The organism is Tardiphaga sp. 37S4, from assembly GCF_021044645.1.
Classification (GTDB): domain Bacteria; phylum Pseudomonadota; class Alphaproteobacteria; order Rhizobiales; family Xanthobacteraceae; genus Tardiphaga; species Tardiphaga robiniae.
This window is the reverse complement of sequence record NZ_CP088008.1, coordinates 4,692,237-4,714,340: the sequence shown is the minus strand read 5'-3', so window position 1 is coordinate 4,714,340 and position 22,104 is coordinate 4,692,237. Positions and strand designations below refer to the sequence as shown.

21 protein-coding genes are annotated in these 22,104 nt (G+C 60.0%); 13 read left to right on the top strand and 8 right to left on the bottom strand.

Translation table 11 applies throughout. The features are described 5' to 3' along the window. The first annotated feature begins 39 nt into the window (after positions 1–39). Both LPB73_RS22430 and LPB73_RS29210 read left to right on the top strand, forming a co-directional pair. Positions 40–966, top strand: a complete 927-nt coding sequence (locus LPB73_RS22430) for a dihydrodipicolinate synthase family protein (protein ID WP_231078242.1) — start codon at positions 40–42, stop codon at positions 964–966. 171 nt (positions 967–1,137) lie between these two features. Beyond that, on the top strand, positions 1,138–1,605 hold the full coding sequence (locus tag LPB73_RS29210; protein ID WP_349768793.1) for a hypothetical protein: 468 nt from the start codon (positions 1,138–1,140) through the stop codon (positions 1,603–1,605). Positions 1,606–1,642: 37 nt separating this feature from the next. On the opposite strand, the gene LPB73_RS22420 is transcribed toward LPB73_RS29210, so the two are convergent. Continuing rightward, positions 1,643–1,897 (bottom strand): hypothetical protein, encoded by a 255-nt coding sequence (locus LPB73_RS22420; RefSeq protein WP_089262737.1) that lies wholly within the window; start codon positions 1,895–1,897, stop codon positions 1,643–1,645. Next, entirely contained in the window at positions 1,897–2,133 is a 237-nt protein-coding gene (locus LPB73_RS22415) for a hypothetical protein (protein ID WP_068732887.1), read from the bottom strand. Before LPB73_RS22415 ends, LPB73_RS22420 begins: the two co-directional genes overlap by 1 nt. Before the next feature lie 219 nt (positions 2,134–2,352). On the opposite strand from LPB73_RS22415, the gene LPB73_RS22410 reads away from it, so the two are divergent. Next, entirely contained in the window at positions 2,353–3,408 is a 1,056-nt protein-coding gene (locus LPB73_RS22410) for a HoxN/HupN/NixA family nickel/cobalt transporter (RefSeq protein ID WP_175368607.1), read from the top strand. Positions 3,409–3,418: 10 nt separating this feature from the next. On the opposite strand, the gene LPB73_RS22405 is transcribed toward LPB73_RS22410, so the two are convergent. Both LPB73_RS22405 and LPB73_RS22400 read right to left on the bottom strand, forming a co-directional pair. After that, positions 3,419–4,249 carry a class II aldolase/adducin family protein gene (locus tag LPB73_RS22405; protein ID WP_231078240.1) on the bottom strand — a complete coding sequence of 277 codons (831 nt, stop codon included), beginning with the start codon at positions 4,247–4,249 and terminating at the stop codon, positions 3,419–3,421. Between the two features lie 50 nt (positions 4,250–4,299). Then, positions 4,300–5,340 carry an MBL fold metallo-hydrolase gene (locus LPB73_RS22400; RefSeq protein WP_120288278.1) on the bottom strand — a complete coding sequence of 347 codons (1,041 nt, stop codon included), beginning with the start codon at positions 5,338–5,340 and terminating at the stop codon, positions 4,300–4,302. 145 nt (positions 5,341–5,485) lie between these two features. Here LPB73_RS22400 and LPB73_RS22395 point away from each other — a divergent pair, with 145 nt between their 5' ends. After that, a complete protein-coding gene (locus tag LPB73_RS22395) occupies positions 5,486–6,166 on the top strand; it encodes a DUF938 domain-containing protein (protein WP_231078239.1) in 681 nt (226 codons plus the stop codon). 114 nt (positions 6,167–6,280) lie between these two features. Beyond that, on the top strand, positions 6,281–7,519 hold the full coding sequence (locus tag LPB73_RS22390; RefSeq protein ID WP_231078238.1) for an MFS transporter: 1,239 nt from the start codon (positions 6,281–6,283) through the stop codon (positions 7,517–7,519). An 88-nt stretch (positions 7,520–7,607) separates the two neighbouring features. On the opposite strand, the gene LPB73_RS22385 is transcribed toward LPB73_RS22390, so the two are convergent. Beyond that, positions 7,608–8,831 carry an LON peptidase substrate-binding domain-containing protein gene (locus tag LPB73_RS22385; RefSeq protein WP_231078237.1) on the bottom strand — a complete coding sequence of 408 codons (1,224 nt, stop codon included), beginning with the start codon at positions 8,829–8,831 and terminating at the stop codon, positions 7,608–7,610. 221 nt (positions 8,832–9,052) lie between these two features. Further along, positions 9,053–10,369: an ActS/PrrB/RegB family redox-sensitive histidine kinase gene (locus LPB73_RS22380; protein WP_089262725.1), complete on the bottom strand. Its 1,317-nt coding sequence runs from the start codon at positions 10,367–10,369 to the stop codon at positions 9,053–9,055. A 109-nt stretch (positions 10,370–10,478) separates the two neighbouring features. Between LPB73_RS22380 and LPB73_RS22375 the strand changes: the two genes are divergently transcribed. The 4 genes from LPB73_RS22375 to LPB73_RS22360 all read left to right on the top strand — a co-directional run bounded on the left by LPB73_RS22375 (position 10,479) and on the right by LPB73_RS22360 (position 14,675). Continuing rightward, a complete protein-coding gene (locus LPB73_RS22375; RefSeq protein WP_231078236.1) occupies positions 10,479–11,273 on the top strand; it encodes an ABC transporter ATP-binding protein in 795 nt (264 codons plus the stop codon). Further along, positions 11,270–12,085, top strand: coding sequence for an ABC transporter permease (locus tag LPB73_RS22370; protein WP_231078235.1), 816 nt, complete (start codon positions 11,270–11,272; stop codon positions 12,083–12,085). Before LPB73_RS22375 ends, LPB73_RS22370 begins: the two co-directional genes overlap by 4 nt. 136 nt (positions 12,086–12,221) lie before the next feature. Then, positions 12,222–13,547 carry a polyhydroxyalkanoate depolymerase gene (locus LPB73_RS22365; protein WP_231078234.1) on the top strand — a complete coding sequence of 442 codons (1,326 nt, stop codon included), beginning with the start codon at positions 12,222–12,224 and terminating at the stop codon, positions 13,545–13,547. 291 nt (positions 13,548–13,838) lie between these two features. Then, positions 13,839–14,675, top strand: coding sequence for a M48 family metallopeptidase (locus LPB73_RS22360; protein ID WP_089262719.1), 837 nt, complete (start codon positions 13,839–13,841; stop codon positions 14,673–14,675). A 51-nt stretch (positions 14,676–14,726) separates the two neighbouring features. On the opposite strand, the gene LPB73_RS22355 is transcribed toward LPB73_RS22360, so the two are convergent. Further along, positions 14,727–16,997 carry a transglycosylase domain-containing protein gene (locus tag LPB73_RS22355; protein ID WP_231078233.1) on the bottom strand — a complete coding sequence of 757 codons (2,271 nt, stop codon included), beginning with the start codon at positions 16,995–16,997 and terminating at the stop codon, positions 14,727–14,729. A 918-nt stretch (positions 16,998–17,915) separates the two neighbouring features. On the opposite strand from LPB73_RS22355, the gene LPB73_RS22350 reads away from it, so the two are divergent. The 4 genes from LPB73_RS22350 to LPB73_RS22335 all read left to right on the top strand — a co-directional run bounded on the left by LPB73_RS22350 (position 17,916) and on the right by LPB73_RS22335 (position 20,509). Beyond that, entirely contained in the window at positions 17,916–18,839 is a 924-nt protein-coding gene (locus tag LPB73_RS22350; protein WP_231078232.1) for a ParA family protein, read from the top strand. Continuing rightward, positions 18,839–19,282, top strand: a complete 444-nt coding sequence (locus LPB73_RS22345; RefSeq protein WP_175368616.1) for a hypothetical protein — start codon at positions 18,839–18,841, stop codon at positions 19,280–19,282. The genes LPB73_RS22350 and LPB73_RS22345 overlap by 1 nt, the downstream gene beginning before the upstream one ends. Positions 19,283–19,294: 12 nt before the next feature. Next, positions 19,295–19,999 (top strand): hypothetical protein, encoded by a 705-nt coding sequence (locus LPB73_RS22340; RefSeq protein ID WP_175368617.1) that lies wholly within the window; start codon positions 19,295–19,297, stop codon positions 19,997–19,999. Between the two features lie 147 nt (positions 20,000–20,146). Then, on the top strand, positions 20,147–20,509 hold the full coding sequence (locus tag LPB73_RS22335; RefSeq protein WP_231078231.1) for a hypothetical protein: 363 nt from the start codon (positions 20,147–20,149) through the stop codon (positions 20,507–20,509). Between the two features lie 167 nt (positions 20,510–20,676). Here the strand turns inward: LPB73_RS22335 and LPB73_RS22330 are convergent, their stop codons facing one another. Further along, on the bottom strand, positions 20,677–21,879 hold the full coding sequence (locus LPB73_RS22330) for an ABC transporter substrate-binding protein (RefSeq protein ID WP_231081223.1): 1,203 nt from the start codon (positions 21,877–21,879) through the stop codon (positions 20,677–20,679). Positions 21,880–22,104 lie beyond the last annotated feature (225 nt).

Genomic DNA, 22,104 nt, shown 5'->3' with positions numbered 1-22,104 from the left:
CGGCGCGCTATGCGCGCCGGCATCACACGGAGTTTTGCCATGAGTCCCCGCATTTCCTGGGAAGGCGTCTTCCCGGCTGTCACTACGCAATTTCATGACGATCTGTCGCTCGACATCGACGCCACCGCGAAGGTCATGGACGGCCTGATCTGTGACGGTGTGTCCGGCCTGATCATCTGCGGCTCAGTCGGCGAGAACACCTCGCTCGAGCGCAAGGAAAAGATCGCGATCATGGAAGCGGCCAAGTCGGTCGCGAAGGGCCGCGTGCCCGTGCTCTGCGGTATCGCCGAATTCACCACGGCCTTTGCCGTGGATACCGCCAAGGAAGCCGCGCGCGTCGGCATCGATGGCATCATGGTGATGCCTGCTTTGGTCTATTCGTCCAAGCCGCACGAGACTGCCGCCCACTTTCGTTCGGTCGCCACCGCCACCGATCTGCCGGTGATGCTCTACAACAACCCGCCGATCTACAAGAACGATGTCACCCCCGACATTCTCGCTACGCTGGCCGATGTCGACACGGTCGTCTGCTTCAAGGATTCGTCAGGCGATACACGCCGCTTCATCGACACGCGCAATATGGTCGGCGACCGCTTCGTGTTGTTCGCCGGCCTCGACGACGTCATTGTCGAGAGCGTAGCGATGGGCGCAGTCGGCTGGGTGTCCGGCATGTCCAATGCCTTCCCGCGCGAGGGCGAGACGCTGTTCCGTCTGGCCAAGGCCGGACGGCTCCAAGAGGCGATGGCGATCTATGAGTGGTTCATGCCGCTGCTGCATCTCGATGCGCGCCCGGATCTCGTCCAGTGCATTAAGCTGTGCGAAAACATCATGGGCCGCGGTACCGCACTAACCCGGCCGCCACGTCTGGCGCTGTTGCCGCATGAAAAGGCGGAAGTGGAGGGGATCATGACCAAGGCGCTGCGTCACCGTCCGATGCTGCCGGATGTCGGCCTCAAGGCAGCTTAACGACTCGTCGCTATCTGAAATTTATCGGCGCGTCAGTCGTGGCGCGCCGATGTCTTATGTAGCGATGCCTTCGCACAGCTAGATATCTTCGTCGTCGCGATCGCGTTTCGGTGTGGCGATATCGCCGTCTTCCTCGTCGTCGTCAGGCCGCGGCGGCGTGGGGACGGGTTTTTGCTTATCGTCCTTGGCCGGTTTGTCGTCGCGGGCTCCGCCCACTCGTCCGCTCATCATTTTCCCCGCCGGATTGCTTGTGTTGACCTCATTCTGACCGTGATTGAAGCAGATATTGCCGTAATCCCGCAATTGCCCTGTGTTTTTCCGCATGACCGTGTAAACGGGGGGCGAATCCTGCCCGCTTTGAAATCGGGCGAATCTTGTTCTGGAGTGACGATGAAAAAACCGAAGTTAGAGCTCGACGAACCGCAGGCGCGCAAATTCATTCGCGCCGACAGGGCGCCGACCGAAGGTTATTCACTGGTGGTGGATGGCCATTTCAAATCCCATCACGATACGGTCGAAGCCGCGGAAGAAGCTGGCATGAAGCTGAAGAACCAGTTTCAGATGCTTCAGATCCAGGTCTACGATTCTGCGACCAAGACCCGTACCATGATCGAATGGCCTGCGCCGAGCGCGGCCTGAGATAGATCAGACCCTGCGAAAGCAGGTCCTGCGATAGTCAGGTCCTGCGGCCGCCGCTGCGCTGATCGGCGAGCCACGCTGCCAGGGCTTGTGCTTTTTCCGCCGACTTGCTTGACGATGTCTTGCTCGAAGACGTCTTGCCCGATTTCGTTGCGGTCTTCTTCTTGGCCGGCGCGGGGGGCGATACCGCTTCGCGGGCAAGGCGCATGGCCTTTAGTCGGGCCATGTTGTCGAGTACCGCTTTGGCCGCGGCGTCGCGTTCGGATTTCGTCGCTTTGTCGTCAGTTGGCATCAGCTCGTTTTCTTTTTTCTGGTAGCTTTCGGTTTGGGTTCGGGCGGGTTGGCCAGTTCTTCGGCTTCCCTGGCAAGGCGAAGCGCGCGCAGTTCCTCGGTCCGCTTGCGGATGGCGACATCGGCGGCCGCAATGTCGGCCATCGCCTTCACGCCTTCGGCTTCCTGCGCCGCCTTGCGGGCAAGCCGGATTTCCTTCAGTTCTGCGGGTGTCTTCTGTTCCTGTTCGGTGTCCATCAACGCCTCGGGTTAGGCCACGCGATCGGCGCGCAGCGAACTCTGTGTCATTCTTATCACGTAGATATAGGAAGCGGCACCCCTGCTGCCACCTAACTGGCCGCTGCAGTTAATCGCTTTGTGCCGGAAATGCGGCGAATTCGACGCGAATGAGGCCAGGTTGCGTCCGTCAGGCCTTCCTGAGACAATCCGGTGGTAATCCGGACTGCAAGAATCTCCATGATCCGCACACTGTTCAACGATGGCGCCGACAACCTGCGCGGCCGCATCATCGCCATCTACGCCATTCTGATCCCGGCCAATGTGCTGGCCTGGATATGGGCCCTGATCGCCTTCCGCGACCAGCCGGTTCTGCTGGGCACCGCGCTGCTCGCCTACACCTTCGGCCTGCGCCACGCCGTTGACGCCGACCACATTGCAGCCATCGATAATGTGACGCGCAAGCTCATGCAGTCCGGCAAGCGGCCGCTGTCCGTGGGCCTGTTTTTCTCGCTCGGTCACTCCACTGTGGTCGTCGTAGCATCCATCTTCGTGGCGCTGGCAGTGTCGGCACTGCAGGAGAAATTCGCGGACTTCAAGGAAATCGGCGGCCTGATCGGCACGAGCGTCTCGGCTTTCTTCCTGCTGATCGTGGCAGTGGCCAATATCTTCATTCTCGTATCGGTGTATCGCCTGTTCAAGGCAGTGAAGCGCGGTGAGCGATTCATCGATGAAGATCTCAATGTTTTGCTTTCGCAGCGCGGCGTCATCGGCCGCATGCTGCGTTCGGTCTTCGCCGTGATCTCGAAGAGCTGGCACATGTATCCGCTCGGCATCCTGTTCGGTCTCGGCTTCGACACCGCGACCGAAATCGCGCTGCTGGGTATCTCCGCCTCGCAAAGCGCCGATGGCATGTCGATGTGGTCGATTCTCGTGTTTCCTGCACTGTTCACGGCGGGAATGTCGCTGGTCGATGCGACGGACTCGGTCTTGATGGTGCGCGCCTATGGCTGGGCTTTCGTGAAGCCGATCCGCAAGCTGTATTACAACATGATCATCACGCTGGTGTCGGTGATCGTGGCGCTGGTGATCGGCGGCGTCGAGGCACTCGGCCTGATCGGCCGCAAGCTCGACCTGTCAGGCAGCTTCTGGGACGGCATCGAAGCGCTGAACGAGAATTTCGGCGCGCTCGGCTATCTCATCATCGCGATTTTCATCCTGAGCTGGATGATCTCGGTGATCGTGTATCGCGTCAAAGGCTATGACGACATCGAGGTTCGGGTTCACGAAGCCTGATGCGGCGCCGCTATTTGGGCGCCATCTTTTCCAGCGCTGCGCGCTTCCACAGATCCCAGGCCCGGCCATGAATCTGGTCGATCACAGCCAGCGTTTTCTGGCTTTCCTCGCCCAGCAGATAGCTCACGGATCCGCCAAGCGCGAGCGCCTGGGACTGTAGCTGCGCATTGACGTTGCTGTAATGGGCGCGGAACACCGCCATCGGAATTGTGCTCGCCACGACAACACTGCCATGGCCCCGCATCAGTGCCACGCTGCGGTCGCCGAGCGTACTGGCCAGCGCCTTGCCCAGTTGCGTGTTGCTGACCAGCATGTTGCTCATGCCGGCGCTATCGCGGATCTCGAACACCGGCACGTCGGGAAACAGGAAGGCGCCGAGGTGGAACACCGGCCGTAACGGCGTGCTGCTGACGCTGAAGGGGATGATCCCCGGCGAATGTGTATGGACGATGGCTTTGACGTCGGGCCGGGCCTTGTAGATTTCGCCGTGGATGAAGCGTTCGAGGAAACTGGCGCGTCCCTTCGCATCGACCGGATTGGAGTCTAGGTCGTATTCCATGATGTCGTCGGCCGTTACCAGCGCCGGAGCCACGGAGCGCCCCATCAGGTAGCGATTGGGGTCGGTCGGGTGGCGCATGCTGACATGGCCGAATCCGTCGATGACATTGAGGTCGGTGAGGACGCGGTTCGCCACCACGAGGTCCTGCATCAACGCTGGGTCGACGGTGCCGGCAGATGTTGGCGCGGGGGTCTGTGCTGCGGTTTGTGCGGAGGCCGGTTGTAGGGAGAGTGCGAACACCATTGCCAGCAGCATTGGCGCAGCCGATCGTGTCGACGCCATTATCATCCTCCCCCTGTCGAGTGGCGGGTTGGTCCGCCTTGCTCGCTATATCATGCGGCCAGCACCGGGCCGCCAGCTTTCTTCCACGCATCGATGCCGCCGTCCAGATGTGCGGCATTGTCGATCCCAGCATCCTTTGCGGCAGTGACCGCCATGGCCGAGCGCTCCCCAAAGGCACAGAAGAACACGATGCGGCGCTTGGTGGCAGTGGCGACCTCCCGCAACATGCCGCCGGGCTTGAGGCTGTCCGATATCGACGGGTAGGGCGCATGCAGCGCGCCAGCGAGCACGCCGTGCTTGGCGCGTTCGCTGCTCTCGCGCAGATCAACCAGCAGGATGGCGGGATCGCCGAGATGAGCAATGGCCTCCCGCGGAGACAGCGCCAGGCCTTGCTTCTTCAGCGCGTCCGGCTTCAGCCCGACTTTCATATTGGCCGGGATCACCACATCCATCAGTTTCGGGTTCGGCAGGTTGAGCTTGCCCATTAGCTCGATGTAGTCCTCCACGGACTTCACCTGCAGGCGCGGATTGTAGCGCTTCTCTTCGCCGATGGTGCTCACGGTGTCGCCCTTGTAGTCGTGTGCCGGGAACACCATCGTCTCGTCGGGCAGCTTGAGCAGGCGGTTGAACAGTGAATCATATTGCGCCCGCGCGCTGCCGTTCTGGAAATCGGTGCGGCCGGTGCCGCGGATCAGCAGCGTGTCGCCGGTGAAGACGCGATCGCCCATCAGATAGCTGTAGGAGTCATCGGTGTGGCCGGGCGTATACATCACGTCGAGCTCGACGCCTTCGATCGTCACCTTGTCGCCGTCGCTGACACGCATGGCGACGACGTCGGCCTTGCTCTGGTCGCCCATGATGGTGACGCAATGGGTGCGATCGCGCAGTTCGGCGAGGCCGGTGACGTGATCCGCATGGAGATGCGTATCGACCGCCTTCACGAGCTTCAGGTCGAGTTCGCGCAACAACTGGCAATAGCGATCGACCTTTTCCAGAACCGGATCGAGGATCAGCGCCTCGCCGCCGTGGCGGCTGGCAAGCAGGTAGCTATATGTGCCGGACACACTGTCGAACAGCTGACGGAAGATCATGGGCGCACCAATTCTGCGTGGTCGATCCTTCTTCAGATCGGGTATTCGTCAGAATATTAACCCATTTGGCTGCGTTTGAACGATCTCTTTCTTCTCTTGTTCGTGAAGGCAACTTCGGGATACTGCCCGCAGCAGTGAGGGCCTGATGGCGGAATATGTGGTCGAATTCGGTCGGGATGGCCGGCGCGTGGAAGATGATGGCCGGCTCGATGCCGCAGCTTTCCATCGCAACCACGAGGCGATATGGCGGGTTCTTGCGACTTTCCTGCAGCAGGCTTGCGGCGATGTTGTGGAGGTCGGGAGCGGCACCGGCCAGCATGTCATTCACTTCGCTGGACAAACGCCCGACATCACCTGGTGGCCCAGCGATCTCAATGACGCCCATCTCAAAAGCATCGCCGCCTGGCGCACCCATGCCCAATTGACGAATGTCAGACCGCCGCTACGGATCGATCTGACCGATCCGGCGTGGTGCCCGGAGATGGAGAACGGCAACGGCCCGGATGCGCTGCTCGCGGTGTTCTGCGCGAATGTCGTCCACATTGCGCCATGGCCCGTCGCCGAAGGTTTGATCGCGGGCGCAGCAAGATATCTGCGGCCGGATGGACGTCTCTTTATCTATGGCCCGTTCAAGCGCGGCGGCAAACATACGGCCGTGAGCAATGCCGTGTTCGACACCAGCCTGCGCGACGGTAATCCTGACTGGGGCGTGCGCGATGTCGAGGATCTGGAGCACGTCGCGCAGGGCGGCGGCCTTCGGCTGGCTGAGGTCATTGAGATGCCCGCCAACAATCTGATCCTTGTATTTGCCCGGTTGCCCGGATGATCAGCGCATGGTGCATGCGCGCTGGCGTGTGTTGATCTGCCGCAGGGCGGTCGTCATAGTCGCGCTGAACAAAGGCCCCGGGACGAACCGGGCCACATCCGGGCGGATTTCCCCATGATCGACGCGGCTACCCCAGAGATTCACGATGATGCGCGCGCACGCTCCAACGTGATCAGGCTGGCGGCAGCGCAGGCGCTTGGCGGCGCCAATTCGGCTGTCATCTTCGCCACCGGTGCCATCGTTGGTGCAACGCTGGCGCCGAGTGTCTCGCTCGCGACGGTGCCGATCTCGGTCTATGTCGTCGGCCTTGCCTGCGGAACGCTGCCGGTCGGCATGATCTCCCGCGCCTATGGCCGCCGCGTCGCCTTCATCATCGGCAGTGGCGCCGGTGCGATCTGCGGCCTGCTCGGCGCCATCGCGATCCTGAAAGCATCATTCGCACTGTTCTGCTGCGCGACATTCTTCGGCGGCTTCTACGGTGCTGTCGCGCAATCCTATCGCTTCGCCGCCGCCGATGGCGCCAGCCCGTCCTATCGTCCGAAAGCCGTCTCCTGGGTGATGGCTGGTGGCGTATTCGCCGGCGTGCTGGGCCCGCAGCTCGTGCAATGGACCATGGATATCTGGTCGCCCTATCTGTTTGCCGCGAGCTTCGCGGCGCAGGCGGTCGTTGCCCTGATCGCGATGGCGCTGCTCTCTACCGTGGATGCGCCGAAGCCTGCGCCCGCGGACATGCATGGCGGCAGGCCGCTGCTCGAGATCGTGCGGCAGCCGCGCTTCATCGCGGCTGCAATTTGCGGCGTGGTGTCGTATTCAATGATGAATCTCGTGATGACCTCGGCACCGCTGGCGATGAAGCTTTGCGGGCTGACGCTGAGCGATTCCAATTTCGGCCTGCAGTGGCACATCGTGGCGATGTATGGGCCGAGCTTCTTCACGGGATCGCTGATCGCGCGCTTCGGCGCATCGAAGGTCGTGGCCGCAGGACTGGCGCTGGAGGCGATCGCTGCAGTGATCGGCATCGCCGGAAACAGCGCCATGCATTTCTGGGTCTGTCTCGTCGTGCTCGGCCTCGGCTGGAATTTCGGCTTCATCGGCGCCTCCGCACTGGTGCTGGAGACCCATCGGCCGCAGGAGCGCAACAAGGTGCAGGCCTTCAACGACTTTCTGGTGTTCGGCCTGATGGCGGTTGGCTCGTTCTCCTCCGGCCAGTTGCTGGCGAATTATGGCTGGTCCACGGTCAATGCTGTGGTCTTCCCGCCGGTCGTTCTCGGGCTCGTGGCGCTGGTCATGGCCGGTTTCATCAAGCGCCGGGCGTCGCAGCAGGCCGCGGCCTTTCCCGATCCGGCGGTCTAACCAAGGTGCATCACACACTTGCCGGCCGGGCGATCACCATCGCCCAAGCCGGCATTTGTGAACGACACTCTGAGACGTCCGGACGTCGTCAGGCCGTTCCTGTGTTTCCAGTGATCGAGGCAGCCACCAGTTTCTGGGTGATGCCTTGTCCGCTCAGCAGGCGGACAGCCGGACTTCTTGTTTCGGGAAAGATGGCCAGCAGGGTGTTTGACCCTTTCACTTCAGACCAGCCAAGCTCCTGCGCGTGAATCGCAGCACGCTGAGACACACGCACAAATGCTGCCGTCGGCTGGCCATTCTTGCCGGTCTCGATCATCAGATTTTTCAGTTCCTTATCGAGATAGCGGATCAGGTCGGCTTTCAACGTTCCGAAATCGGCATTGCAATCCCGCAGCACCGCGGCGGCATCGGTGTCATCGACCAGTGCAAGTAACAGGTGCTCCAAGGTTGCATATTGATGGCCTCTCTGGTCGGCATATTCGATAGCGCGTCGCCGTGTCGCGTGAAGCGCGGGCGAAAGCGGCAGCGTCGACAGGTCGATGAGGGCATCGGCGCTTTTCAGCCTCTTTACGGGGTCGAGAGTCGCTAGCAGCTTCTGCTTTTCGCTGATCGGCAGGACGATATGCGAGGCGATGACGTCGGCAACCCGTCCGGGGTCGAGGGTTCTCTCCAGTGGCGGCCAAATCGGTGGCACGCGCATGTCGTGAGCCGAAATGTAGCTCTCGAACCGTTTGACTGCCTGCTGGATCAGTTCCGGTTCATCAGGAATCGGACCCTCACTCACGCCTGTAACGTCGGCTCTGTACGAGCCGGTCTCGCCTACGAAGCGCTGAATCACGACGCGTTGACGTCCCTGTGCCAGAACCCTGAGCGTGCCGTCATCAAGCCTTTGAATTTCAAGCAACTGGGCGAGAACCCCAATGTCGTAGATGTCCTCGAAGCCAGGTTCGTCAACAGTTTCGTTCTTTTGAATAGCAAGCACGACCTCCCGCTGCCGCGCGAAGGCATCTTTCAGAGCGAGTATTGTTTTCTCCCGTCCGACAAAAAGCGGGTAGGTCGTTGTCGGGAATGGAACGAGATCTCTCAGAGGAATGGCCGGGTAGCTTGATATTCCGGTTTGAAGTTTGATAGTCGGCACTTCTGGCGAAGTTCGACCGACCTGCAGCATCGCAGACAAGGTATTCCAGTCAGCGACACCCAATATTCTCGATATCAGCTCCAGGCTTTCGCTGTGACTGATCGTGACGGCTTTGGTGGTGAGGTTTTCGCGCAGGGTCTGCGCCATAGCCTTTGCATCGCGAAAATCGCGCATCTGTTTCGTCCTTTGCGTGAGCGAACCAGGGGGCATCAGGTGGTTGCGTTGCTGACCCGGTCGCTCGGACAAAGGGTGTCGGCAAAGGAAGTGATACGTTCACCGTCCCGTTCAGGGCGCAACCGGCAGGTCGTATCAACCGAGATAAAATTGGCTCAAAGGCGTCTAGCTGTCAATGAGGTGCAACTGTCGGCTGCGGTCACGCGACAGTGAGACCTGTATCAGTCGACATCGGCCAACTGGTCCGCGGTTTCGAACGCGTCGCGAGGCCATGAGATTTGCACCACCGCGCCGTGATCCGGAAAGACACGATTGCTGAAGGTCACCCTGGCGCCGGTGCGCTCCAGCAGCGTGCGCGCGATGAACACGCCGAGGCCGAGGCCGCGATGTTCGCCCTCTTCGGCGGGGCGCCGACGCGACAGATAGGGCTCGCCGATCCGCTTCAGCAGATCTGGCGGAATGCCCGGGCCATCGTCCGAGATCGAGATCACGATACTTTCCGCATTCCACCAGGCGTTCACTTCGACCTGCTCCCGCGCGAAATCGACCGCATTCTCCAGAATGTTGCCGACGCCGTAGAGGATCGCCGGATTGCGCATGCCGGCCGGTTCGGGGGCGTTGGCGACGGCGATACGTATCTTGATGGCAATGCCGAAGTCGCGATGCGGCGCCACGGCTTCCTCGATCAGCTGCGAGAGCGGCATACGGTCGAATGGCGCGCCGCTCGAATTCAGCTGCGTGATCTTGGACAGAATCTCGCGGCAGCGCTGCGCCTGTTCGCGGACGGTCTTCAGGTCGTCGGCAAGTTCCGGGTTGTTGTGGATGTTCTTCTCAAGCTCGCGGGAGATCAGGAAGATGGTCGAGAGCGGCGTTCCCAATTCATGCGCGGCAGCGGCGGCGAGACCGTCGATCTGGGTCAAATGCTGCTCGCGCGTCAGCACCAGTTCGGTGGCGGCGAGCGCGTCCGAAAGCTTGCGGGCTTCCTCAGTGACCTGAAACGCATAGAGGCTGGTCACGCCGATGGCGGTCAGGATCGAGAACCAGACACCGAGCAGATAGATCTGTGGCAGCACTAGCGGTTCTGCGGAATCCCACGGTAGCGGCAGATGAAAGAAGGCCAGCACGGTGGCAGAGGCTGCGGCGAGAACGCCGAGCGCGATGGTGAAACGCGTCGGCAGTGCCGTCGCCGAGATCAGCACCGGTGCCAGAAACAGGAATGAGAACGGATTCTGCAATCCGCCCGTGCAGTAGAGCAGGCCCGCCAGCTCGATGATATTGAGCGCGAGCAGGGCAGCTGCGAAGAGCGGTTCCAGCCGGTGGACCGGATTGAACAGCGTCTGCAGCACGAGATTGAGGGTCGCCGAAAGGCCGATGATCGTCACGCAGGGAATGATGGCGACGTCATATTCGAGCCCCTGCACCACGACGAAGATCGCAGCCAACTGGCCGAGCGCCGCGAGCCAGCGCAAACGCAGGATCGTGTCGAGGCGAACATAACGGCGCGGCTGGCGAAAGTCGGAGGCGGAAATATCGGTCATATCAGGACATTAGACGCCCCGGGCGATGACCACAAACCCATGCGGGCTGCGGCCACTTGAAGCGCCCAAGCTTGCCTTCGCCGCCACAATGCCGCATGGAACGGCAGCAATGACGATTGAAGACACCAAGTCAGGTCATGCGGCGACGGTTGATCGCAATGCTGCGGCGGCGATCGACGTCGCTCATCTCGTCAAATTCTACAAGACCAACTGCGCCGTGGACGACATCTCGTTCAAGATCGCGCGCGGCAGCATCACCGGTCTCCTGGGCGGCAACGGCGCCGGCAAGACCACCACCATTGCCATGATCATGGGGCTGACGCTGCCGACCTCGGGCAAGGTCTCGGTGCTCGGCTGTGCGATGCCGGCGCAATCAGCCGAAGTGCTCGGCCGGATGAATTTTGAAAGCCCCTACGTCGACATGCCGATGCGACTCACGGTCCGGCAGAACCTCACCGTGTTCGGAAAGCTCTATGCCGTGCCTGACCTCAAGGGCCGCATCGCGCAACTGGCCGAAGACCTCGATCTCACCGATTTTCTCGACCGCGCCAGCGGCAAGCTCTCTGCAGGCCAGAAAACGCGCGTCGCGCTGGCCAAGGCGTTGATCAATGCGCCCGAGCTGTTGCTGCTCGATGAGCCGACGGCCTCGCTCGACCCGGATACGGCCGACTGGATCAGGCGACATATCGAGACCTATCGCAGGAGCAACAACGCCACGATCCTCTTGGCCTCGCACAACATGCTGGAAGTCGAGCGGCTATGCGACCGCGTCATCATCATGAAGAAGGGCCGCATCGAGGACGACGATAGCCCGGAGCAGATTTTGCTGCGCTATAACCGCACGACGCTGGAAGACGTGTTCCTCGACGTCGCGCGCGGTCGCGACCGGGAGCAGGCGCCATGAGCCTCGTAGAGCGGTCACACGGCATCGCCATGCATCGCATCAATGCGATGGTGCTGCGCTACTGGTATCTGTTGGTGTCGTCGTGGCCGCGCATGCTGGAACTGGTCTATTGGCCGGCGCTGCAGATCATCACCTGGGGCTTCCTGCAGAATTACATCTCGCAGAACGCCGGGTTCTTCGCCCAGGCCGGCGGCACGCTGATCGGCGCAGTGATCCTGTGGGACATCCTGTTTCGCGGCCAGCTTGGTTTCTCCATCTCCTTCCTCGAGGAAATGTGGGCGCGCAATCTCGGTAACCTGATGATGAGCCCGCTGAAGCCGATCGAGTTTCTGATCTCGCTGATGATCATGAGCCTGATCCGCCTCGCCATCGGCATCATCCCGATGGTGATTCTCGCAATGTTCTTCAAATTCAACCTGTTCGCGCTCGGCCTGCCGCTGATCGCGTTCTTCTGCAACCTGATCTTCACCAGCTGGTCGCTCGGTATCTTCGTGTCGGGTCTGGTGCTGCGCAACGGCCTCGGCGCCGAGAGCATTGTCTGGACGCTGATGTTCGGGCTGATGCCGCTGGCCTGCGTCTACTATCCAGTCTCGGTGCTGCCGACGTGGCTGCAATATGTCGCCTGGGCCTTGCCACCGACCTATGTGTTCGAGGGCATGCGGGCGCTGCTGTTCGATCACACCTTCCGCGCCGACCTGATGTTGACTGCGCTGGGCATCAACGTCGTGCTGTTTATTGTTTCATTCGCGATATTTCTTGGGCTTTTGAATAGCGCCAGGCGCGCCGGATCGCTGATCTCCGGCGGCGAATAAGACCATTTATCAAGGGATAACCGCTGTTTTTACCGCCAATGGCCTGAAAGCCATGTGTGCGGCGCATTGACGCTTTCTTACGCAGACACCAGTATATACTGCAGCGCAAAAGCAGACGCTCAACGAGTGAGGACAGATGCCGATAGGTGAATTTGGCAGGCCGCCAGCCCTGCCGTCCGAGAAGAGCCCGGCTCTGACCACCCCGATGTACTGGATGTATGAGATGGCCTACGCGTCGCTCAATCCGGCGCGCGCGATGACAGACGCTACCAGGATGCTGTTTCAGAATCCGCTGAATCCGTTCTCGCAGACTGAGTTCGGCAAGTCGGTGACGGCGGGCTGCGAATTGTTCGAACGCACCACGCGCCGCTACGGCAAGCCGGAATGGGGCCTGCACGATACCGACGTGAACGGTGTGCGGACGCCGATCGAAATCCGTTCGGTGTGGGAAAAGCCGTTCTGCCGTCTTCTCTATTTCGATCGCAAACATCCGCGTCCGCTGCGCGCACCGCAGCCGCGCGTGTTGATCGTGGCGCCGATGTCCGGCCATTATGCGACATTGCTGCGTGGTACCGTCGAGGCCTTCCTGCCGACCCATGAGGTCTACATCACCGACTGGTCGGATGCGCGTCAGGTACCTCTGGCCGTGGGCCGCTTCGATCTCGAAGACTACATCGACTATGTGATCGAGATGTTCCACGTGCTCGGCGGCAACGTCCATGTTCTCGCCGTCTGTCAGCCCGCCGTGCCGGTGCTTGCTGCGGTGTCGGTGATGGAAGCCGAGAACGATCCCTATGTGCCCCTGTCGATGACGCTGATGGGCGGCCCGATCGATACGCGCCGCAATCCGACCGCTGTGAACAATCTCGCTGCCGAAAAGGGCATGGATTGGTTCCGCAACAACGTGATCACCAAGGTGCCGTTTCCGCATCCAGGTATCATGCGCGACGTCTATCCAGGCTTTTTGCAGCTCAGCGGCTTCATCAGCATGAATCGCGACCGCCACGTGGAAGCACACAAGAAGCTGTTCGAGAACCTGGTGAAGGGCGATGGCGATCTCGTGGACAAGCATCGCGAATTCTACGACGAATATCTGGCGGTGATGGATCTGACTGCAGAGTATTACCTGCAGACCGTCGATACCGTGTTCGTCAAACACGCGTTGCCGAAGGGCGAGATGACCCATCGCGGCAAGCCTGTTGATCCGTCGAAGGTCGTCAACGTTGCGCTGATGACCGTCGAAGGCGAGAACGACGATATTTCCGGCCTCGGTCAGACCGAAGCGACGCATATGTTGTGCAGTTCGATCCCCGATGAGCGTCGTGTGCATTACGTTCAGAAGGGCGTTGGACACTACGGCGTGTTCAATGGATCGCGATTCAAATCTGAAATCGTGCCGCGCGTGTCTGACTTCATGCTGAGTGCAGCAAGCGCGCGCCATCGCGCCGCTGCTGCGGAGTGATTCAACACGCGCACATGCGGTGACGAAGCATCGTCATCGCATGTGCGCGATCACCATCGATGAATCGAAAACAACATCGTTGAAATGCGCGATGATCGCGTGTGAGTTGCGATGGCGCGCTTTCTAAGCCCTTGAAAATAGGCATGGAAACCGGATTTTCCGCCTATTTCTAACAGCGGTGCGCGATTCACTCTTAGATTCCGAAATTCAACGTTCTTTTGAATCCAGATTCCTGTTCCGGACCCCATCCGGTAGGGGACAAATCGCCTTTTGACCCCGTATATTGGGCAAATGATTTGTTTTTGCGCCGAGCAATTCCCGTGGCGGCGGTTATGGCAGAATCCGGTCGATCTACTGACGACCGGGACTACTGACATGGCCTTCCGCGCACTTCTCTACCGCCGCCCCACCGAACCAGACACGCTTGCCGTCAAACACGGCTCCCAGATCTTCGCCATACGCCTGCGCAGGCATCGCCGTGCGACGCGTTATACGCTGCGCATTCATCCGAGCGAGCGCGAAGCCATCCTAACCATGCCGCCGCGTGGGTCATTGGCCGATGCAAAGGACTTTGCACAACGTCATGGCGCCTGGATCGCCGCGCGTCTCGGCCGTTTGCCGAAGGCGGCGCCATTCGAACACGGCACAACGGTTCCGCTGCGGGGAACTCCGCATAGAATCGTGCACCGTGCGGGGCGGGGGACGGTGTGGACCGAGACCCGCGACAACGGCGAGAAGATCATCTGCGTCGCCGGCGATGTCGAGCATATCGACCGACGTATCCACGATTTCCTCAAGCGCGAAGCCAAGGCCGATCTCGTCAAGGCATCGAACCGCTATGCCGCGCAGCTGAACGTCAAGGTGAAGCGGATCTCGATCCGCGATCAGTCGAGCCGCTGGGGGTCCTGCACCACCGAGGGATCGCTGTCGTTCTCGTGGCGTCTGATCCTCGCGCCGCCCTTCGTGCTGGATTATCTCGCGGCCCATGAAGTCGGGCATCTCGTTGAGATGAACCACTCGGTGAAGTTCTGGCGCGTGGTCGGGCGGATCTGCCCGGCGACCGAACGCGCCAAGGCCTGGCTCGATACCCATGGCAACGACCTGCATCGTTTCGGCGTGCAGGATTGAGCTCTTGGTCCCGGCCGCGGTGCTGTGCATCGCGTGTCCGGGACATCGGCTCTATCTCCCGAACAAACGCTCCGTCAGCCAGCCATCGAGCCCGCTCGCGGCTTCCGGCCGCACGTTTTGCTGTGGCTGCTGGCGCGCAGCGGGGTAGTTGGTCTGGGTCGGTGCCGGTGGCTGTGGACGATAGCCGTTATAGACGGGGGCGCTTGGCACATAGCCGCGTTCCGGTGGCGCTGATGGCGACGGTGCGTTCGATCCGGGCAGCAGGCTCGACAGGGCCTGGCCGATCGGATTGGTGCTGAACGAATTCGACGGCGCCAGGCCAGGCACGGGCTGCGGCTGCAGGCCCTGATGCGCCGATTTCATGAAGCGCGACCAGATCTCCACCGGCAGTCCGCCGCCGGTGGCCTTCTTGGTCGGCGAATTGTCGTCATTGCCGAGCCAGACGCCGGTGACGAGCTGCGAGGTGTATCCGATGAACCAGGCGTCGCGGAAATCCTGGCTGGTGCCAGTCTTGCCCGCGGCCTGCCAGCCCGGCAGTTCGGCCTTCTTGGCGCTGCCGGACAGGATGGTCTGCTGCATCATCGTATTCATCATGGCCACGGCGCGCCCATCGATCACCTGGCTCGCGCTCTCCGCCGGCCGCGCATAGAGCGTCTTCTTGCCTTCCACCGTGCGGATCCGGTTCACCACATGGGGCGACACGGCGAGGCCGCCATTGGCGAAGGGCGCATAGGCGCCGACCAGTTCGGTCATCGACACTTCGGAGGTGCCGAGCGCGATCGAGGCATTGGCCTCGAGCTTGGAGGCGATGCCCAGCCGATGCGCGGTGCGCACCACGCTGGCCGGACCGACCTCGATGCCGAGCCGCACGGCCACCGTGTTCAGCGACATCGACAGCGCCTGGGTCAGGGTCACCGAGCCGAAATATTCGTGGGTGTAGTTCTCGGGCTTCCAGCCCTTGATATCGATCGGCGCGTCGGTGCGGATCGTCTCCGGCGTCAGCCCCGCCTCGATGGCGGTGAGATAGACGAACGGCTTGAAGGAGGAGCCTGGCTGGCGCTTCGCGGTCACCGCGCGGTTGAACTGGCTCTCCGAGTAGTTCCGGCCGCCCACCATGGCGCGGACCGAGCCGTCCGGCGTCATCGCCACCAGCGCGCCCTGCGTGACGTTGAACTTCACGCTCTTGGCCGCCAGCTCGTCGATGATGGCGGCTTCGGCGACGCTCTGTAGCTTCGGATCGATGGTGGTCTCGACAATGATGCTCTCGTCGACCTGGCCGACGAGATCGTCCAGCACTTCGCCGATCCAGTCGGCGACATAATTCACCGTGCCGGCGCCGACCGGCTTGACGTTGTATTGCGGCACGCCGGTCGCGCCCTTGGCCTGGGCTGCGGTGATGAACTCGGCGTCCTGCATTGCCGCCAGCACCACCTTGGCGCGCGCTTCCGCGCCTTCCGGATTGCGGTTCGGTGCCAGCCGCGACGGCGACTTCACGAGCCCCGCCAGCATCGCCGCTTCCGCCACCGTGACGTTCTTGGCGGGTTTGCCGAAATACTTTTGCGCGGCCGCTTCGACGCCATAGGCGCCGGAGCCGAAATAGACCCGGTTGAGATACAGTTCCAGGATCTCGGCCTTGGAATGTTTGCGCTCCAGCCAGAACGCCAACTCCACTTCCTGCAGCTTGCGCGCCATGGTGCGCTCCTGCGTCAGGAACAGGTTCTTGGCGAGCTGCTGCGTCAGCGTCGAGCCGCCCTGCGACACGCCGCGATGCATCAGGTTGGTGGCCGCGGCGCGCGCGATGCCGATGGGGTCGACGCCGTAATGCGAATAGAACCGCCGGTCCTCGATGGCGATAAACGCCTTCGGCAGATAGGGCGGCAGATCCTTCAGCGACACATTGGCGCCGGCCTGTTCGCCGCGCGTCGCCAGCACCGTGCCGTCCATGCCGACGATCTGGATCGTCGGCGGGCGCTTGGGAATTTCCAGCGACTGGATCGGCGGCAGATGCGCGCCGACATAGATCACGACGCCGACAATGGCGATCGCCGCCCACAGGCCGAGCACCGCGCCCCAGTAAAACAGCCGCTTGAGGCCCTTGCCGAAACCGCCGGAGCTGCGCGCCTTGCTGGATGTTCGGGATTTGCGCGGCTTGTCGCCGCCGCCACTATTGGACTCGCGTTTCGGCGCCTGCTTGGGCGTTTTCTTGGGCCGGTCATCGCCGCCGGGCACGCGATCATCCGCCGTGAGGCGCAGATCGGACAGCGCCGCGCCGATCCCGAAGGTCGGCTCCTTGCGCCCGCTCTTTTTCTTGCCCCACGCCATACGCAAACACCACGCCACCCGATACCGCGAGCCTAGCGGGCGCGGTTTAAGGGGCGGTTACGCAGAAGTTAACGTAAGGGAAACGCGGTTCCATGGTCGGGCCGCTATGTGTACGCGCTCGATGCGCGAAGCCTCTGCAAACATGGCTGTCATCCCCGCGAAGGCGGGGATCCATAACCCCCGAGTTCGTGTTGCGCGGCGAAGGTTACGACGTTCTCGCCCTGACTATTTCTGCACGTGTGTATGGATCCCCGCCCCGCGTGCGCCTTCGGCGCACTAGGCGGGGATGACACCTGAGTGTTGTGTGGCTGCACTGCGCAACACACGCACTGTTCCTCGCACGCTCACGCACCGCTTCACCTGTCAAACAGCCACGTCATTCCCTGGAAAAATCTCTGCGCCCACGCGCCGTCCGTATCGCGCCCTCGGCGCAAAGCGGGTGGACCGGTTTTCCCCTCCCCGAACAATGAGGGGGATGACGCGCCGAAAGGCGCAACTTGGTCGTTCTCGCGTTTCGCTCCGGCTTGCGAAAGCCCTTGCGATCCGCGCATCGCCTTTCGGCGCGCCATCGCGGCTTTTCTGTTCGAGGGACCGTGCTTCCGGGTACTGGGCAGGACTAATGAAAGTCCTTCGTTCCGGTCAGGCTTTCGCCTGCCTTCACCCGCACCCGTCCAGCCGTTTCCGGCAGAGCCCCGTAGTGGGCCCGGACGGTGACCCCCGACCTCCCGAGTCCGTGCTTGCGAGGCACGTCCGCAGGCGCCGCATCCCAACTCCACTTCGAAAGCGCCCTCGAGAAGCGCCCCTCGTGAGTAGGACGAAGAGGAAATTGCTTGGCTGTCAACCTTAAGATGGATAAATCCGACTCTCATGGTAACAGGTTGTAATCGCCCTTTCGCTGTATGTGAGAGTTGGTGCAACTTGAATAGACGCGCAGGTTTAGCGCAAAGAAACATTTTTGATGGGGGAAATATGGGAAGCGTAATCACAATAATGAACATGAAAGGAGGAGTAGGAAAAACGACTATTGCTGCTCACCTTGCTGGAATTTTAGCGCGTTATGCAATGGGAGGTAAGCCAAGAAAAGTTCTCGTAATAGATTATGATCCTCAGTTTAATCTTTCGCAGGCTTTCCTCCCAGCGAAAATATACTTCGCTCTAGAGAAAGCCAGAAAAACGACGTTGTCGATCTTGCTTGATGATGACGTAAATCTGAATCCGTACCAATTACAGGTTTCGGGAAATCACACCCCTCCCAGTGTTGGAAGTATAGTAACGCGGGTGTTTGGGACGCACGGAAACAAAAGCTTCCTAGATATTTTACCGTCAACTTTGGATCTCATGTACGTTGCTCTCGGCCAAGGGGCTGCGCAGACCGCGCCCTTCGAGGAACGTTTTGAAAAATTTATCGACGAGGCGAAGTCGATATATGACGTAGTCCTTATTGATTGTCACCCAGCTGGGTCGCTCTTTACAAAGACTTCCTTGAGGAACTCAGATCACGTGGTAATTCCGGTCGTGCCCCAGCAGTACGCACTACGTGGAATTGGTCTGATGTTGAATTTCATTAAGTCTAAGAAAACAGGTGCGAGTTCGACAACGCCTCATATTCTATTCAATCTTACTTCGAGAGTAAAAATCTCAGCTCAGGAAACAGCTATTCGGGCAAACGCTGAGTTTTCGGATCTCTGCATGGTCAACACGCTGAAGAAGTACAAGGGGCTATCTGAGCCAGAAGGTGGGAAGGGATTTGTTTGGTCGAGCAAAAAGCCCTACAGCACCGAGGCGTTTACGAATCTTCTGAAGATTGGCCGAGAGCTTTTGGAGCGGACTGGAGTGAAATGATGAATACGAAAGCGCGTCAACGAACGATTCGAAACTTTATAGCCTCTATGCTGATGTCGGATTTGAATCGATCAGAATTGCGCCAAGTTGCGGATGATCTTCAGCACGGTGAACTGGCGTTTGAGCTCGCTACATTGGTGAGAGAGGCTTCCGAAATGCTCAAAGAATCTCCGGCCGATCTGCGGCCCGATAGGACACTTGCGCGTCTCAAGGATAATATACTTGAAATGGTCACCAAGCAGAAAATTACAAGAAAGAATTTAGGTGACGTCATCCTGCTCGCCGCACCGAGATTGAAAAAACTTGTCGCGGTGGCATCAACTACAAGGGGGCTTCTCAATAAATTCCTGGATGCCGCAAATGAGCAGGAGATAGCGCGTCTCGGGAATATCCTGAATGGAGAATTCCAGGATGCGTATCTAAAAGGTATCGTTGGCCGTTAGTGGAAAGCAATCATGCCTATTGCTAAGTTAAGTGCAGCGTTAACTGCGGTCGATTGGGCTGGCAATGTGGCTTCGTTTTTGGGGCAGTCGCAAGCTAAGGATCTGGCCGAAGCCAATCTCCGAATGGCTATTTGGGCAAAGCAACTAGAGACAGTGGACAAGGGGAATCCTGCTCTGTGCTTCGTTCGAGAGATGCAAATTGAAGGCCAGTATGTGGCGACGCTCATCGCGCTTTCTTTGTACAAGCCTGCTGCAAGTTCGATGAGGGCGATGTTGGAGACGGCATTGTACTATACATTTTTTCGTACTCATCTTTCTGAGCTTGAGACGTTAGTCCGAGACGATGATTACTATATAAGTAAAAAATACATCTTGGAGTATCATAAGAAGCATACCCCTGACTTCTCTACGTTTCAGAATAAGCTTGGTGTGGTAGATCGCCTTGATAAATGGTACAGTAAGGTTTCAGCCGTTATACATGGCCAGATACCGGGGGCTTGGGTTGAGCACAAGTCGCTTGCCGAAATAGCGCCTATAGCCGCTACTCAAAATCTAGTTGTAGATGCCTTCAAAGAAGGCGAAGAATTGGTCCATAGGTTTTTTCTATGCACCGTAGCGCAAACTCATTGGCACTCGTTCTCAACTACAGCAAAGCAAAAGTTTCTGCATGGCCTTACTGGTGAGGTTAAGACCCTCCTTGATTTGGATGCGGCTTGAAAGGAACGCGCTGATTTGAGTGACACGCCCAGCCCTCTTGATCTCGATCTCGCCTTATTCCTTTCACGGCGCTGCCGCTTCCTCATCAGACCTTCCGCACACTTCCCCGCTATTACTTCGCTCCTTCCCAACCGGAAAGGAACGACCATGCGCATTATGACAGCGACGGCCCTCGCGGCCATTCTCTCGCTCGGCACGCCGGGTTTCGTGCTCGCACAGGGAGCTGCGAACCAGGCTGAGAAGGCTCCGGCCAAATCCGGCGAGCGGACCAGCGCCAAGATTTCCAGCATTCAGGTGGTGGATGTGAAGCAATTGCCGGAGGCGGTGAAGAAGCAGGTCGAGGAGGTCGTGTCGAAATCCAGCGAGGAGGATTTGAAGGCGCTGCGCGCCTCGATCGATGCCTCGCCGGCGGCGGCGAATGCGCTCAAGGAAAAGGGCATGAGTTCGGCGCAGGTGGTGGCGATCAATATCGCCGACGGCGTGCTGACGATGTTTGCGAAGGTGGCGTAGGATCGCGATGCGGTGTTTGCGCCAGACGCCTCTGCCACACGCACCAAACTTTCGTCATGGCCGGGCTTGTCCCGGCCATCCACGTCTTATGTGCGCTGTGCCCAAGACGTGGATGCCCGGCACAAGGCCGGGCATGACGGCGTTTATGATACTTATGACGGCGTGTGCTAGCCCGCCGAATCGTCCTCGATGATCGGGCCGAACAGTTCCCAGCGCTCGCCGTTGAAGCGCTGCATCTGCAGCTGCTTGTTGACGCGGTAGTCGGTGGGCGAGGTGGAGAGGCTCATGCCGGGCAGGCCGAGATCGGTCTTGAAGCCCGAAATGCTGCTGGCCTGCTTCATCACATTGGCGCGGGTGAGGTCGTCGCCGCAGCGCTTCAGCACTTCCACCATGAGCTGGGCATTGCCGTAGCCATAGGTGTTGAAGTTCGAGTTCTTGTCGCCGTCGGGATAATATTTGTCCATGAAGGCCATGTAGCGCTTCATGCCCTCGTCGTCCTTCCACTGCGGGTCCAGCGGGTCCTTGCCGTAATTGGTCGAGATGAGACCCTTGGAATTGTCCAGCCCCGCAGGCACCAGCACCGCGCCCACCGAGGTCGCATTGATGTCGACGATGTGGATCGGCTTCCAGCCGAGATCAGCCACCTTCTTGATCGCCTGGGCGGCGAATTTCGGCGTCGAGGCGTTGAACAGCAGGTCGGCACCGGAGGACTTCAGCTTGACGATCTGCGAGTCGATGGTCGGGTCGGCCAGTTCATAGGACGCTTCCGAGACGATCATCGACGCGGCCTTGTCGCCGAGCCCGGCTTTCATGCCGGTGAGATAGTCGCGGCCGAGATCGTCATTCTGCCAGAGGATCGCGATCTTGGCGGTCGGATGGTTCTTCAGGATGTATTTGGCGTAGATCCGGCCTTCGGTCTGGTAGTTGGGATTGTAGCCCATGGTCCAGGGGAAGTTCTTCGGATCGGTGAAGCGTGTGGCGCCGGTGGCGGCGAACAGTTGCGGCACCTGCTTCTGGTTCAGATATTTCTGCACGCCCGCATTGGACGGCGTGCCGATGATCTGGAAGGTCAGCAGCACCTCGTCGGATTCGACGAGCTTGCGCACCTGCTCCACGGCCTTGGGCGGCGAATAGGCGTCGTCATACTGGATCAGGTTGATCTTGCGGCCGTTGACGCCGCCCTGGTCGTTGACCATCTTGAAATAAGCGAGCTGCGTTTTTGCGATCGACGAATAGGCCGAAGCGGGGCCTGAGAACGGCACGGTCTGGCCGATCTTGATTTCGGTATCGGTGGCGCCTGGATCGTATTTCTTCTGCGCGGATGCCGGATTGATCGCGGCGGATGTGGCCGTGAGCGCAATCGCCGCCATCCCGAAGAATTTGGCCGATGTGGCGAAGCGATGAAGAAGCGTAGTTCTCATGTCGTTGCCTCCCTGATGATATGTCACTCGACAGTCGTTCCCGTGCGGGCGCCGTCGTTACCGGGGAGTGTGAGGCAAGGATTTCGCGTTGGCAAGGCGAGGAGATGGGCACTTTCCCTCACCTCTCCCCGCCTAGCGAAGCGAAGCTTCGCTAGGCGGGGAGAGGTCGCCGCG

What these genes read in the sequence shown, in the direction of transcription:
- LPB73_RS22430 (WP_231078242.1), top strand. Translation starts at nt 40, where the DNA reads ATGAGTCCCCGCATTTCCTGGGAAGGCGTCTTCCCGGCTGTCACTACG.
- LPB73_RS22420 (WP_089262737.1), bottom strand. Translation starts at nt 1,897, where the DNA reads ATGCCAACTGACGACAAAGCGACGAAATCCGAACGCGACGCCGCGGCC.
- LPB73_RS22415 (WP_068732887.1), bottom strand. Translation starts at nt 2,133, where the DNA reads ATGGACACCGAACAGGAACAGAAGACACCCGCAGAACTGAAGGAAATC.
- LPB73_RS22410 (WP_175368607.1), top strand. Translation starts at nt 2,353, where the DNA reads ATGATCCGCACACTGTTCAACGATGGCGCCGACAACCTGCGCGGCCGC.
- LPB73_RS22405 (WP_231078240.1), bottom strand. Translation starts at nt 4,249, where the DNA reads ATGGCGTCGACACGATCGGCTGCGCCAATGCTGCTGGCAATGGTGTTC.
- LPB73_RS22400 (WP_120288278.1), bottom strand. Translation starts at nt 5,340, where the DNA reads ATGATCTTCCGTCAGCTGTTCGACAGTGTGTCCGGCACATATAGCTAC.
- LPB73_RS22395 (WP_231078239.1), top strand. Translation starts at nt 5,486, where the DNA reads ATGGCGGAATATGTGGTCGAATTCGGTCGGGATGGCCGGCGCGTGGAA.
- LPB73_RS22390 (WP_231078238.1), top strand. Translation starts at nt 6,281, where the DNA reads ATGATCGACGCGGCTACCCCAGAGATTCACGATGATGCGCGCGCACGC.
- LPB73_RS22385 (WP_231078237.1), bottom strand. Translation starts at nt 8,831, where the DNA reads ATGCGCGATTTTCGCGATGCAAAGGCTATGGCGCAGACCCTGCGCGAA.
- LPB73_RS22380 (WP_089262725.1), bottom strand. Translation starts at nt 10,369, where the DNA reads ATGACCGATATTTCCGCCTCCGACTTTCGCCAGCCGCGCCGTTATGTT.
- LPB73_RS22375 (WP_231078236.1), top strand. Translation starts at nt 10,479, where the DNA reads ATGACGATTGAAGACACCAAGTCAGGTCATGCGGCGACGGTTGATCGC.
- LPB73_RS22370 (WP_231078235.1), top strand. Translation starts at nt 11,270, where the DNA reads ATGAGCCTCGTAGAGCGGTCACACGGCATCGCCATGCATCGCATCAAT.
- LPB73_RS22365 (WP_231078234.1), top strand. Translation starts at nt 12,222, where the DNA reads ATGCCGATAGGTGAATTTGGCAGGCCGCCAGCCCTGCCGTCCGAGAAG.
- LPB73_RS22360 (WP_089262719.1), top strand. Translation starts at nt 13,839, where the DNA reads ATGATTTGTTTTTGCGCCGAGCAATTCCCGTGGCGGCGGTTATGGCAG.
- LPB73_RS22355 (WP_231078233.1), bottom strand. Translation starts at nt 16,997, where the DNA reads ATGGCGTGGGGCAAGAAAAAGAGCGGGCGCAAGGAGCCGACCTTCGGG.
- LPB73_RS22345 (WP_175368616.1), top strand. Translation starts at nt 18,839, where the DNA reads ATGAATACGAAAGCGCGTCAACGAACGATTCGAAACTTTATAGCCTCT.
- LPB73_RS22340 (WP_175368617.1), top strand. Translation starts at nt 19,295, where the DNA reads ATGCCTATTGCTAAGTTAAGTGCAGCGTTAACTGCGGTCGATTGGGCT.
- LPB73_RS22335 (WP_231078231.1), top strand. Translation starts at nt 20,147, where the DNA reads ATGCGCATTATGACAGCGACGGCCCTCGCGGCCATTCTCTCGCTCGGC.
- LPB73_RS22330 (WP_231081223.1), bottom strand. Translation starts at nt 21,879, where the DNA reads ATGGCGGCGATTGCGCTCACGGCCACATCCGCCGCGATCAATCCGGCA.